The organism is Haloarcula sebkhae, from assembly GCF_014647415.1.
GTDB classification, from domain to species: domain Archaea; phylum Halobacteriota; class Halobacteria; order Halobacteriales; family Haloarculaceae; genus Haloarcula; species Haloarcula sebkhae.
Window position 1 is genome coordinate 470,591 of the sequence record NZ_BMPD01000003.1, and the last position, 12,342, is coordinate 482,932.

Consider the following 12,342-nt stretch of genomic DNA (forward strand, 5'->3'; position numbering starts at 1 on the left):
GTTCGTCGGGCAGTACTATCGTTATCGGACCGGAGCAACGGAACACGCAAAACTATTTCGTAATCGGTTACGCGGTCAGCCACGACTGGACAGATGGTCACCGAGTTCGTCGGCGACACGAGCGCCCAGCCCTTCCTTTTCCCCGGCGTACTCTGTGGCCGTGTCCGCGTCGACAAGCAGGGCGCGCGTCTTGTCGGCCCCCATCACGCTCGCGTCGTTGGCGACCACGAAAGCCAGCCCGGCCCGCTCGCGGATCTCGCGGGCACGTTCGACTAACGTCTCGTCGTCGCCCGCTGTTTCGACCTTGAACCCGACGATAGGGAGGTCGGGGTGGTCTGACCGAACGGTGTCGATGAGCTTCGGCGTCGGCTGTAGCGTCAGTGTCAGCTCCGCCTGCCCGCTCTTGATCTTCTCAGGTGCTTGCTCGACGGTGTAATCCGAGATGGCGGCTGCCGAGACCAGCGCATCGGCCGAGTCGGCGACCTGACGGACGGCCTCAGTCATCTCCGCAGCAGATTCGACCGGCTCGACGGTCGCGTAGGGAACCTCCGGCCCGTCGTGAACGAGTGTCACGTCGGCCCCGCGGGCGTAGCAGGCCCGCGCGACTGCCCGGCCAGTCCGCCCCGAGGAGCGGTTCGAGAGCGTCCGCACGGGGTCGACCGATTCCGTCGTCGCACCTGCAGTCACGACGACGTGCTCGCCTGCAAGCGGTCGGTCCCCTGCGGCCCGGGCGGTCGCTGTGACGATAGCCTCCTCGGTCGCGATCTTGGCTTTCCCTTCCTCGATTCGCGGGTCCACGAACTCGACGCCCCAGGACTCGACGCGGTCGATAGCGTCCAGCACGCCAGGGTGGTCGTACATCGGCTCGTGCATCGCCGGGGCGACGACGACCGGGACGTCAGCGCCGAGGGCGGTCGTCACGCACGTCGTTACGGGCGTATCGTCGATTGCTGCGGCGACCTTGCCGACGGTGTTTGCCGTCGCTGGCGCGAGCAAGAGCACGTCGCCCCAGCCCGAGCGCCCGCAGAGGTCGACGTGCTCGACACTGCCCGTGATTTCGGTAATCACCTCGTTGTCTGTCGCGAACTCGAGCGCCCATGGGTGGATGATACCTGTCGCGCTGTCGGTCATCACGGCCCGGACGGACGCCCCCTGTCGTCGGAGTTCGTGTGCGAGCTCCACCGTCTTGACGGCCGCGATAGACCCAGACACCCCCAGAACGACGTTGACTCCGGTCAACATACCTGCCGGTTCGCGGCGCGGGGGTAAAAGTCCCTGTCTCCCCGGCGGAACTAGTCGCTGTCGTTGGCGGGCCGCTCGCTCCGCTTGCCGCTCCTGTCACTGCTGGTACGTGGCCCGCCGTCGTGTGCGTTCAGTGCGAGGGTGAACGCGGCTATCGCCAGCAGAACCAGCCCGAGCGCGACCACTGAACTGAGCGAGAGGCCGGTCGCCGTGGCCGGAACTGCGACCGGGATGAGCACGTACCGAACGAGTAACACGAGGAGGATCGCTCCGATGAGGACGGCCGCAGTTCCGGTGACGTGGACGAACTCGCTGTCGGTCGTCTCGGCGTCACGTCCCAGTTGCTGCCCGATGCTGCTGGCGTGCGCGCCGGCGTCCCAGACCAGCAGCGCCGCCGCACTCCCAACGAGGACGAGTATCGGTGCGAGTCCGCGCTCCGCTCCGAGCAGCGTCATGAGGAACAGGAGCCCGCTCCCGGCCGCGAATCCCGCCACACGTCTGGACAGCAACTCCGCCCCGACTAGCTCGGAAAACAGCGTGACGAGTCCGCGGAGGACGACGATCGAAATGAGGACGCCGAGAAGCAACACAGTAGCCGAGCCATAGTGACCGGCCCCGGCATACGTGGGCGCTACTCGCCGGGTCACGCCAGCGGCTGTGAGGATTAGCGCGCCCAGCAGCAGTCCCACAGGAGCTATGATACTGCCGGTCTGCCGCGCCAGCGACCGTCCGGGGTCGTCCCCCAGCCACTGTCGCAGCCACTGCCGGAGCCGTTCGACGATGAGGACACTCAATAACGGCACGAGTCCGGCCGCAAGGACGAGATGGAGCGGGCCACTGAGGGCAACCCGTAGCGCCGACCCGAGTACCGGGAGGCTATCGAGGAAGCGGTCGAACAGGCTCTGTGCTGTCGGGGCAAACGCCACGAGCGACTGCAGGCCAACGGCGGCTTTGACGTAGCGGTCGATGTCCCACCAGCCTGTCCCCAGCCAGTCCAGCCGCCCGAGCGCCCGGTCGGTCGTCGCTGTGGGTTCCGGAATCCACGACTCCAGCGTCTTCGTGGTTTTGTCCAGCAACAACAGGGCGAGAAGGACTCCGGCCTGTAGCGTCACGAAGCCCACCAACGGATGGACCGAGAAGCCGGCGACGACACGGATGAGCACCCAGGGCAGCCTGACGGCAGCGGCGACGGCACAGACGATTGTGACGCCGATGCCGACTGCCAGTACCACGAAACTCTCGTCGAGCATTGCCGTGAGTTCGTCCGTCGCGTCGGTCGGCGGCACCAGTCCGCTACTCGCGTCGATGACGACGAGTGTAGCGGCCAGCGGGAACCCGAGCGCCATGACAAGCGACCAGTAGTCAGTCGCCAGCAGCGCGGTTCCACAGAACACGCCCGCACCGATGACGATGGCGACGCTACCGCCAGCGATGCGCTCGTGGGCATCGCTGCGGAGCGCCCAGGCCCCAGCTGCGATACAGAGCCCGCCGACGAAGCCGGCCAGCACTGGCATCGGGTCCACGACAGCGACAGCGAGAACGAGCGAGGCGAGCACCGCGATCGTTCCGGCCAGCGCCGCGCTCGATGTCGCCGGTCGACTGTCGAGGTCCGTCATGCCCACCGCTCCGTGGCGCGAATGAGGGCTTTCGCGAGCGGTTCCGCGGGCGTCCAGTCGACGACTCGGACCGTCCCTCGAAGGCTGTCGAGGCGAGCTGTTCGGTCGATTCGCTCGACGGTACTGCCCGGACTGTCATCGGTTGTCATATCCGGACTGATGACTGTGACAGCGTGTCCGTACGCGGCGAGCCGTTTCGCCGCATCTACCGCCCGGTCGTCGAGCAAGGGCGTGCAGAACACGACCTGTGACTCGCTCGGTATCGAGCGGTCGAGCGTCGCCACCGCGTCGCCGCCGTCGGCGATGCCGTACCGGTCTCCCATCTCGGTCGGTGACTGCATTCGCCGGGTTCGGGTGTTAAGGTCGAGTAGCGATGAATCACGGTTCTCCGACGACCCACTCACAACCCCTTCCAGAAACGCCTCCAATCGCTGTTCCTGTGCTCGATTGGCCGACGGCTGCAGCGTCTCGCAACTGTCGTAGACTGCAGCACCCACGCGGTTGTCCATGTCCAGCAGCGCCGAGCCGACCTGCTGGGCCGCGTAGGTACAGAACTGGACGGCGGTAGGCGCGCCTGCGTTGCCCGCAACGGTGTGTCTCGAATCCACCAGCGTGGTGACGGTGGCCGCTCGCGTCTCCTTGAATTCGACAGTCGCTAGCTCGTTCGTCTTCGCGAGGCGGTTCCAGTCGACGCGACTCATCGGGTCCGAAGACTGGTGTTCACGGATGGCGTAGAAGGCAAGCCCGTTCCCGCCGGCGTCTGTCGGGATACGCCCGGACTGGGAGAGCGTCTGGCCCGAGAGCGGGACCGTGTCCACACTGGCACTGCACGACACCGTCGTCTCGACGGTGACCTGCTCGGCGAACTCGACGGTCCCAGTCAGGTTCCGGCAGACCACGGCCACGCCGGTGAATGCGTGGTCACCGCGCCGGGATTCGACGGTGTAGGTAACCGAATCCGACGTTCCGGCTTCGAGGTGGGTCCCGAATCGTGGGGACCCGTCGACGACTTCCAGCCGCTCCGGGACGCCGTCGAGGACGCGAACGTCGGGCAGGGTCGCGTCCCCGTCGTTCGTGAGCGTCAGCGTCACTGTCACCTCCGAGCCGGGGAGCGGGTCGGCCGGTTCGACGTGGCGCTCGACCGTGAGCGTCGGTTCGGGGTCGCCGATGGCCGCCTGATAGGCCGCATACACCAGCGCCACCGCCGCGACCATGAACACCGTCGGGTTTCCGGTGACGATGCCGGCCCCGCCAGCCACCAGTGCGGCCGAGACGCCGACGTTGCGCTGGGTCGTCTCGCGCGTGCTCACGCGCGGTCACCCCGCTGAAGCCGTCGTATCTCGGCCGTCGCCGCCTCGACCTTCCGGTCGAACCCCTCACCGCTGGCCCAGTCCCGGAGCTGCATCTCGATTGGCGGATCGGGCGCGTCCGGGCCACCGAGGAAGGCAATCGCTCGGCGGTCGTCCGTCCACGACCCAGTGCGGACTTCTTGGGCTGCTGCCTCTGTCGACATATCCGCCGTTTCGACAAGCATCTGTCGCGCGGCCTCACGGAGCCTGTTCCTGATTTCCGACGCATAGCTCGCTTCGAGGCCGTTGTACGGGTCGACCTGCCCATCGATTTTTGTGAACAACTCGTCGATGTCGTCGCCAACCAGCTCGCCGGATTCCGACGGTATCGCTTCCGGCTCCAGTAGCTCATCGAGCAGTTCCGACGACTCGTCGCTTTCGTCGGCATGATACGGGTCACGCGGCTGTCTCCCTTTTATCGGCGGCAGCGTCGAATCCTCTGTCCGGACAACGGTGTACAGGCCGAAAAGGCCGATTACGACAGCACCGATGCTTGCCCCGAGTTGGAGCCGTCTGGCCGTTCCGCTACCAACGTCCGGAAGCACCGAGGGGAAGGTGACGACGAACACCGCCCCGGCAAGCGCGGCGAGTCCCAACAGGGTGTACCGGACGAATCTGCGCCCTGGTGTCGGCCGTTCGACACTGACGTCGATGGTCGCCCGAGCAGTTTCCCCCTGCCCATTCCGAGACTCCGCGTCGCTCATCAATCCTCACCTCTTCCAAGCAGCCTTTTGAGGGCGGTCCGAGCCGATTCTGCCCGGTCGCCGGTCGCCGGCCGCCCGCCGTATTCGACCTCCCGAAAGAGGGTTGTTAGCCGGCGGACGGGCTCGGCTGGCAGCCCGCTGTCGATAGCCCGGCGAGCGTACTCTCCGGGCGTCGCTGTCTCGGGATCTGATACAGACACACGGTCAGCCAGCAGCGCCCAGGCCTCCTGCACCGACAGTGAACCGATGTCCGGCCCGTCGTCCGCCTCTGCCGTCGATTCGGTGGCCGCTGGCTGGCTGGACTCTGCGTCCGATGAGCCAAACAGCGACGGGCTGTCGACGCCACTTCGAACTGAAGCAAGGAGGCCGCCGCTCCCACCGAAGCCGCTGAGGGCTTTGAACGGCGCGACTGAGAGCGACCCGAGCGCACTCGGCAGGCCGGCGGCTCCCCGGAGAGACATCGTGCCGACCGATCCGATTCCAGTTGTCAATCCAGTCAAGATACCGCCGGAGACGGAAGTGATACCGGCCCCGACTCGCGCGAGCGCCGATGACCCCGAGAGCAGCGCGGCGGTCGTTACCTTTGGAATCCGGCCGATAGTCCGCCCCACCGCGCCGTTCGAAACCGCCGAGACGACTGTTCCGACCAGTGTATCCAGAATCGGGGGCAGGGGGAGCCAAGTGCCTGCCGACCCGTCTCCCTCCGCGTTTGATGCGGCTCGAATGACACTGACTGCGACGACGCCGAACCCGCCGATCAGCGCCAGCCCGAACAGTTTCACCAGCACGGGGGACCCACTGTCTTCGCTCTCGCCAGCTGCTGGCGTTTCTGTCGCCGTCTCCGTCGGTGTTGGCGTCGCTGTCGCCGCTTGCTCATCGCTCGTCGACCGCGGCGTCGTCTCCGCCCCATCGCTCGTCGCTACCGGTGTCGGCTCACCGTCGACATCGTCAGGCGCTGTTCCGTCGGGTGTGGTCGGCTCGCTTGCTCGGCTGTCGAGGGGGCCGCTCGACTCGAACCCGACGCCGAGTGCGCCAGGAAACAGCGCCGTGCCGAACAGGACAGCGACCGCACAGAGGAGGGTGAGGGCGGCACGTACCAGCTTTGTTGACACTACGGGAGCGTTTCCGGCGGCAGAGTAAATACTTTCCCTCACTGCTGGACTGTCTGAGCAGAAAACCTTTCATTCGCTGTGGGTATAGCAGAACTATCCCTATGCGGACACTGACCCGCCGTATGCTGTGGACCCTCCTGCTGCTCCTCGCCGTCGACATCGCTCTGGTCGCGACCGCGGCGGTGCTTCTGACGCCCTGGCTTGCGCCGGTGCGGGCCGCCGTTGCCGCCTCCCTCCCGTTCGGTGGGGCGTCGGCACGTATCGCCTGGTGGGTAGCCGTTCTCACTCCTGCCCTCGTGGCGTTCGTCTGGGCACAGCTCCGATACACCAGCGCGCAGACGATGGCCGAGGTCGACGCTCGCATCGTCGGCCCCGACGAGTACCCCGCCCTCCACGACCGAGTGCAGCGGCTCGCGCAACTGGCCGACCTCACGCCGCCACGGATTGCCGTCGCAGACGCCGACGTACCGAACAGTTTCGCAATCGGGACGCTTAGCGGCGCGACGGTGGTCGTCAGCGAAGGGCTGCTGTCGACCCTCGACGGCGACGAACTCGACGCCGTACTGGCCCACGAACTCATGCACGTCGCCAACCGTGACGCGACCGTTATGACGCTGGCCAGTTTCCTCCCGTCGCTGACAAACGGCGAGTACGACCCGATTGCAGACCTGCTCCCGGGCGGGAGCCGCTACGCGCTCGGGCTGGTCGCGCTCGGTCTCGCCTACGTGTTCAGCGCCCGGGTGCTTGAGGCCCCCTTCGGAAGCCGTTCGTTCACGCTGGGGTTTCTGTTCCTGTTCGCGACGACAGTCCTGTTCGGCGGCGTCGCGCTGGGCGTGTTCACTGCCCCCGTCGTTGTCCTCGGCCGGTCGCTGTCGCGCGCTCGGGAGTTTGCCGCCGACCGGAGCGCGGCCCAGCTGACCGGCGACCCCGCCGCACTCGTCGGGGCGTTAAAAACACTCGATGGAGATGACGACCGGCCGGGGACAGACAAGCGCTACGCGTACGCGGGCGTTCGCGGACTATGCTTCCTCCCACACGGGTTCGATACGGGGGCGTCGAGCGATTCGTCGTCCATCGAAACACGGTCCCATCCACCGACAGCCGAGCGGATCGAGCGACTGCAGTCAGTCGCACGCTCGCTTGAACAGCCTCAGTCCGACTCCTGATCGACGCTCGGATGCATCGTCGGCTCGCCCGGCATCGGCTCCTCAAAGTACCGTCGCATAACCTCTAGAGACTCCTGTTCGCGCTTCTTGCGCTCCGCCTCGTCGATCTCCTCACAGCCCGGCGGAATCGGTCGGTCGCGGCCGGTGAAGTACCCCTCCGGTGCGGTCCAGTCGTGATAGAAGTCGATGTCGGCGTCCTCTAACAGCGTGAGCCCAACCTGTGCGCCGTGGCCCGCGGCGACGATGGTCTGGTGGTGCTGCTCGGCCAGTCGGCCGGCCGCGTACAGCCCCTCGACATCGGTTCGGCCCTGCTCGTCGGTCGAGATGAACTGTTTCGACCCGCGGTCGATGAGCGAGAGATCCAGCCCTTCCAGATACGACGGGTCCGACCAGGAGGCGGCGATGAGGTACGTCGAGTCGTAGGACTGGCCGTCAGCACAGGTCACCTCGAAGCCTTCCTCGGTTTCCGCCACCTGCTCGGCTTCGCCGTCGATGAACCAGACGCCGGCGCGCCGCGCCTGTGCTCGCATGAGTTCGAGCAGGAGCCGGGGGTTGATTCCCGCCGGGAATCCGGGGTAGTTCTCGAGGTGTGCGTTGCGGTTCAGTATCGACTCACCGGTCGAGATGATGCGTGTCGACAGGTCGGCGCGAGCGGTGTAGATCGCCGCTGACAGGCCGGCGACGCCGCCGCCCACGATGATGACTTCTTCGCGGTCGGTTGGCATGGACGGATGTTTCCAGCGGGGACCAAGAAACGTGCCGGTTTGATACCTATAGACGGAGAGCGGCCAGTAACGGCCCCCTCAAGGCATATGCCGGGCGATACAGTTTCTGAGACTACCCGAAGCCTCATAACGATACACCTACTAAAGGCATCGTAATGACCGACACCGTCGACGAGGTCGATATGCCGTACGACGATGACGCGTCTCAGCAACAGAAGATCGAGGCGCTGCAGGAGCGGCTAGAGGTGCTCGAATCGCAGAACGAGGAGATGCGCGACAAACTGCTGGACGCGAACGCGGAGAACAACAAGTACCAGCAGAAGCTCGAACGGCTCACGCACGAGAACAAGAAGCTCAAGCAGTCACCGCTGTTTGTCGCGACCGTTCAGGAGCTCTCCAGCGATGGCGTGATTATCAAGCAGCACGGCAACAATCAGGAGGCCCTGACAGAGGTCACCGACGAGATGCGCGAGGATCTCGAACCCGACGACCGCGTCGCCGTCAACAACTCGCTCTCTATCGTCAAACAACTCGACGACGAGACTGACGTCCGGGCCCGCGTGATGCAGGTCGATCAGTCGCCGGATGTCACCTTCGCCGACATCGGCGGCATCGAGGAGCAGATGGAAGAGGTCCGCGAAACCGTCGAGATGCCGCTGAAGAGCCCCGAAATGTTCGAAGACGTGGGCATCGACCCGCCGAGCGGTGTCCTGCTGCACGGCCCGCCCGGCACCGGGAAGACGATGCTGGCCAAGGCCGTCGCCAACGAGACCGACGCGACGTTCATCAAGATGGCCGGCTCCGAGCTGGTCCACAAGTTCATCGGCGAGGGCGCGAAACTCGTCCGGGACCTGTTCGAACTGGCCCGCCAGGAGGAGCCCGCCGTCGTCTTCATCGACGAGATCGACGCTATCGCGGCCAAGCGGACGGAGTCGAAGACCTCCGGCGACGCCGAGGTCCAGCGGACGATGATGCAGCTGCTATCGGAGATGGACGGCTTCGACGACCGCGGTGACATCCGAATCATCGCCGCGACGAACCGCTTCGACATGCTCGACCGCGCCATTCTCCGCCCCGGCCGCTTCGACCGCCTCATCGAGGTTCCGAACCCCGACCTCGAGGGTCGCAAGCAGATCTTCCAGATCCACACCCGCAGCATGAACGTCTCCGACGACGTGGAGTTCGAAGCCTTGGCCGAGGAGATAACGGACGCGTCCGGTGCTGACGTGAAGGCCATCTGTACTGAGGCCGGGATGTTCGCTATCCGCGATGACCGGACCGAGGTCACGATGGCGGACTTCCACAACGCTTGGGAGAAGATCCAGCAGGAAGAGACCGACGACGAGGACGTCTCCCGGACGTTCGCCTGATTTCGGTAGCGCTTCTCTCCGATTCTCCGCGCTTTTGCAGGTCAGTAGTCACCGGTTCGACCTGCAATTTCGCTGTCGTGCTCGCCCGTTTCAGAACACAGTTACCACTCCGGTCCTGAATCATGGGCATGGCCGTCGCAGACTCACTCCAGTCGCGTGCCCGCGCTCGTCCGCGGCTCGTCACCGCCGTCGTCTCGGTTGTTGGCTACGCGCTCGTGTTCGGCGCATTCGGTGGCGTGTTGCCGCTGCCTGAGTTCTCGAAGGACATCGTCATCCTGCTGGGTGATGCAATCGCCGTCGTCAACAGTATCGCCCTGCTCGCAATCATCGCCGGCGTCTACTTCATCAAGAACAATCAGGTACAGAAACACCGCGCGGCCATGCTGACCGCGTTCACGCTCATCATGGTGTTTCTGGCCCTGTACATCCTCAAGGTCGGCGGCGGCTTCGAGAAGGAAATCGTCGCCGAGGGGTTCGTCTGGACAGCGTACATCGTGATGCTCGCTATCCACATCCTGCTATCCGCGGTGTCTGTGCCCGTCGTCGTTCACGCCGTCGTCCTCGGGCTGACCCACTCTCCCGCCGAACTCAGAGAAACAATCCACGCCCGTGTGGGTCGTATCGCGGTCTCCGCCTGGGGGCTGAGCCTGTTCCTCGGGCTCGTCACCTACGTCATGTTGAACCACATCTACGGCTGGGTCCCCCGCTAAGCGCGTATCGGGTGGCGAACGATTTTGCCGGCCGCCGCCGTAGGCCGTAGCAATGACCACAATCAAGGACAGCGTCCACGACCATATCGAGGTTCAGGGCGTCGCGGCGGCGTTGCTCGATACGCCGCCGGTCCAGCGGCTCCGGCACATCTCACAGCTCGGCACGGTGACGCTCGTCTACCCCTCGGCGAACCACACCCGATTCGAGCACTCGCTGGGTGTCTATCACCTTGCAGACCGGGCGCTGTCTCACCTCGGCATCGAGGGCCAGCAGGCCGAACGGGTCCGAGCCGCGGCGTTGCTCCACGATGTGGGGCATTCGCCCTACAGCCACAACGTCGAGGCGCTCATCCACCGCCGAACGGGCAAGTACCACGACGACGTGGACGAACTGCTCGGCGACGGCCCCGTTGCACGCGTACTCACCGAACACGGCCTCAATCCGGACCGCGTGGCTGGCCTTGTCGCCGGTGAGGGCGAACTGGGCCAGCTCGTCTCCGGCGAGCTGGACGTCGACCGGATGGACTATCTCGTCCGCGACGCCCACCACACGGGCGTTCCGTACGGGACGATTGACCACGAGCGGCTGGTCCGGGAGCTGTGTTTCGTCGACGGCGAACTCGTCTTAGACGAAGGGAACGTCCAGACGGCCGAGTCGCTCCTGCTCGCGCGGGCGCTGATGAACCCGACTGTCTACCAGCACCACGTCGCCCGAATCGCCAAGTCGATGCTCCGCCGCGGGACCGAAGAACTGCTCGCAGCGACTGATACGACCGCCGAGACGCTGCGCCGGTGGGACGACAACGACCTGCTCGTGGCGCTCAGACAGTGCGAGGCGACGGCAGCGTACGCGCGGCGGCTGACCCAGCGGGACCTGTACAAGCGCGCGGTCTGGGCGGAGTGGCAGTCCGTGCCCGACGAGGTGCTGGCGGCCGACCACGACACGGTCGGCGCGATGGAACAGGCTATCGCCGACGAAGCGAACGTCGACAGCGATGCCGTCGTGCTCGATGTCCCGCCCGAACCGTCGATGACCGAGTCCAGTAGCCGCGTCCTCGTCAACGGCGAAGTTCGTCGGCTCGGTGAGCAGTCGACGCTGGTCAACGCCATCCGCGCCGCCCAGCGCGACCAGTGGCGGCTCGGCGTCTACGCGCCGGAAGACGAGAGTGAGCGGGTCGGTGCGGCCGCGATCCGCGAACTCGGACTCGATCTCGACGGGGCCAGAGTCCAGGACGTGCGGACGGGTATCCATGCGACCCTCGATGAGTTTAACTGAGAGAGCGGGCGAACAGGGAACATGATTCTTGAAGGGACGATTCTGACGGGACGGTCGTTCGATGCTATCGAGGGCCGCGTCGTGGTCGAAGACGGAGAGATAGTCGCCATCGAGGAAGCTGCGGTCGATAGCGACGACATCGTGGTGCCAGCGTTCGTCAACGCCCACACGCATATCGGCGATTCCATCGCCAAGGAGGCCGGCGAGGGGCTCTCGCTGGAGGAACTGGTCGCGCCCCCGGACGGTCTGAAACACCAGTTGCTCCGCGATGCGAGCCGGGACGAACTGGTGGCCGCAATGGAGCGGACGCTGTCGTTCATGGAACAGTCGGGAATCGGCGCGTTCATCGAGTTCCGGGAGGGCGGCGTCGAGGGCGTCGAGGCGATTCGGGACGCGCTGTCCGAGTCAGACCTCGAAAGCGTAATTCTCGGGCGCGAGACGACCGACGCGATGGAGCTGGCCGACGGGTTCGGCGCGAGCGGGGCCAACGACAGTGAATTCGGGGCGGAGCGACGCGCGACGCGACAGGCTGGGAAGCTGTTTGGCATCCACGCGGGCGAGGTCGATAGCTCCGATATCAATCCCGCCCTTGACCTCGTCCCGGACTTCCTCGTCCACATGGTTCACGCCGAGTCGCTGCATCTCGAACGGGTCGCCGACAGCGAAATCCCTGTTGTGGTCTGTCCCCGGTCGAACATTGTCACCGACGTGGGCCGCCCGCCGGTCGAAGAACTGGCGGACCGGACGACGGTCGCGCTCGGGACGGACAACGTCATGCTCAACAGCCCGTCGATGTTCCGCGAGATGGAGTTCACCGCGAAGCTGTACGACCTCTCGGCCCGCGAGGTGTTGCGGATGGCCACAGTCAACGGGGCCGAGATCGTGGGGCTTGGCGGCGGGCTAATAAAGACCGGACAGCCAGCACGCCTGCTGGTACTCGACGGGGATTCTGACAATCTCTCCGGGGCACAGAACCCTGTTCGGGCCGTCGTTCGCCGGGCGGGCACGGCTGATGTCCGGCACGTCGTCCACTCCGGGGCGGAATAATTCTTATCACTCCGGGAATAGTATT

At 65.5% G+C, this 12,342-nt stretch carries 11 protein-coding genes; 5 read left to right on the forward strand and 6 right to left on the reverse strand.

Going from position 1 to position 12,342, the window contains the following annotated elements:
* Positions 1-75: 75 nt before the first annotated feature.
* From coaBC to IEY38_RS12225, 5 genes are read right to left on the reverse strand one after another with little or no spacing between them, the layout of a single operon-like run.
* Entirely contained in the window at positions 76-1,242 is a 1,167-nt protein-coding gene (gene coaBC / locus IEY38_RS12205; RefSeq protein ID WP_188978131.1) for a bifunctional phosphopantothenoylcysteine decarboxylase/phosphopantothenate--cysteine ligase CoaBC, read from the reverse strand.
* A 50-nt stretch (positions 1,243-1,292) separates the two neighbouring features.
* Entirely contained in the window at positions 1,293-2,858 is a 1,566-nt protein-coding gene (locus IEY38_RS12210) for a DUF7519 family protein (RefSeq protein ID WP_188978133.1), read from the reverse strand.
* Positions 2,855-4,168, reverse strand: coding sequence for a DUF58 domain-containing protein (locus IEY38_RS12215; protein ID WP_188978135.1), 1,314 nt, complete (start codon positions 4,166-4,168; stop codon positions 2,855-2,857). The genes IEY38_RS12210 and IEY38_RS12215 overlap by 4 nt, the downstream gene beginning before the upstream one ends.
* Entirely contained in the window at positions 4,165-4,911 is a 747-nt protein-coding gene (locus IEY38_RS12220) for a DUF7269 family protein (RefSeq protein WP_188978138.1), read from the reverse strand. Before IEY38_RS12220 ends, IEY38_RS12215 begins: the two co-directional genes overlap by 4 nt.
* Entirely contained in the window at positions 4,911-6,023 is a 1,113-nt protein-coding gene (locus IEY38_RS12225) for a DUF4129 domain-containing protein (RefSeq protein WP_188978140.1), read from the reverse strand. Before IEY38_RS12225 ends, IEY38_RS12220 begins: the two co-directional genes overlap by 1 nt.
* A 101-nt stretch (positions 6,024-6,124) precedes the next feature.
* Between IEY38_RS12225 and IEY38_RS12230 the strand changes: the two genes are divergently transcribed.
* Positions 6,125-7,189: a M48 family metalloprotease gene (locus IEY38_RS12230; RefSeq protein ID WP_188978142.1), complete on the forward strand. Its 1,065-nt coding sequence runs from the start codon at positions 6,125-6,127 to the stop codon at positions 7,187-7,189.
* Here IEY38_RS12230 and IEY38_RS12235 read toward each other — a convergent pair.
* Complete coding sequence (locus tag IEY38_RS12235; protein ID WP_188978144.1) at positions 7,174-7,914, reverse strand: NAD(P)/FAD-dependent oxidoreductase; 741 nt, start codon at positions 7,912-7,914, stop codon at positions 7,174-7,176. The two genes, IEY38_RS12230 and IEY38_RS12235, sit on opposite strands and share 16 nt — an antisense overlap.
* A 155-nt stretch (positions 7,915-8,069) precedes the next feature.
* On the opposite strand from IEY38_RS12235, the gene pan1 reads away from it, so the two are divergent.
* The 4 genes from pan1 to IEY38_RS12255 all read left to right on the forward strand — a co-directional run bounded on the left by pan1 (position 8,070) and on the right by IEY38_RS12255 (position 12,317).
* Positions 8,070-9,284: a proteasome-activating nucleotidase Pan1 gene (gene pan1 / locus IEY38_RS12240; protein ID WP_188978146.1), complete on the forward strand. Its 1,215-nt coding sequence runs from the start codon at positions 8,070-8,072 to the stop codon at positions 9,282-9,284.
* A 128-nt stretch (positions 9,285-9,412) separates the two neighbouring features.
* On the forward strand, positions 9,413-9,994 hold the full coding sequence (locus IEY38_RS12245) for a DUF420 domain-containing protein (protein ID WP_188978148.1): 582 nt from the start codon (positions 9,413-9,415) through the stop codon (positions 9,992-9,994).
* A gap of 52 nt (positions 9,995-10,046) precedes the next feature.
* Complete coding sequence (locus IEY38_RS12250) at positions 10,047-11,270, forward strand: HD domain-containing protein (protein WP_188978150.1); 1,224 nt, start codon at positions 10,047-10,049, stop codon at positions 11,268-11,270.
* Positions 11,271-11,291: 21 nt separating this feature from the next.
* Entirely contained in the window at positions 11,292-12,317 is a 1,026-nt protein-coding gene (locus IEY38_RS12255; RefSeq protein ID WP_188978152.1) for an amidohydrolase family protein, read from the forward strand.
* Positions 12,318-12,342 lie beyond the last annotated feature (25 nt).

Excerpts from the sequence above, each read along its gene's own strand:
- IEY38_RS12235 (WP_188978144.1), bottom strand. The coding sequence starts at position 7,914 with ATGCCAACCGACCGCGAAGAAGTCATCATCGTGGGCGGCGGCGTCGCC.
- IEY38_RS12220 (WP_188978138.1), bottom strand. The coding sequence starts at position 4,911 with ATGAGCGACGCGGAGTCTCGGAATGGGCAGGGGGAAACTGCTCGGGCG.
- coaBC (WP_188978131.1), bottom strand. The coding sequence starts at position 1,242 with ATGTTGACCGGAGTCAACGTCGTTCTGGGGGTGTCTGGGTCTATCGCG.
- IEY38_RS12245 (WP_188978148.1), top strand. The coding sequence starts at position 9,413 with ATGGCCGTCGCAGACTCACTCCAGTCGCGTGCCCGCGCTCGTCCGCGG.
- IEY38_RS12250 (WP_188978150.1), top strand. The coding sequence starts at position 10,047 with ATGACCACAATCAAGGACAGCGTCCACGACCATATCGAGGTTCAGGGC.
- IEY38_RS12230 (WP_188978142.1), top strand. The coding sequence starts at position 6,125 with ATGCGGACACTGACCCGCCGTATGCTGTGGACCCTCCTGCTGCTCCTC.
- pan1 (WP_188978146.1), top strand. The coding sequence starts at position 8,070 with ATGACCGACACCGTCGACGAGGTCGATATGCCGTACGACGATGACGCG.
- IEY38_RS12255 (WP_188978152.1), top strand. The coding sequence starts at position 11,292 with ATGATTCTTGAAGGGACGATTCTGACGGGACGGTCGTTCGATGCTATC.
- IEY38_RS12210 (WP_188978133.1), bottom strand. The coding sequence starts at position 2,858 with ATGACGGACCTCGACAGTCGACCGGCGACATCGAGCGCGGCGCTGGCC.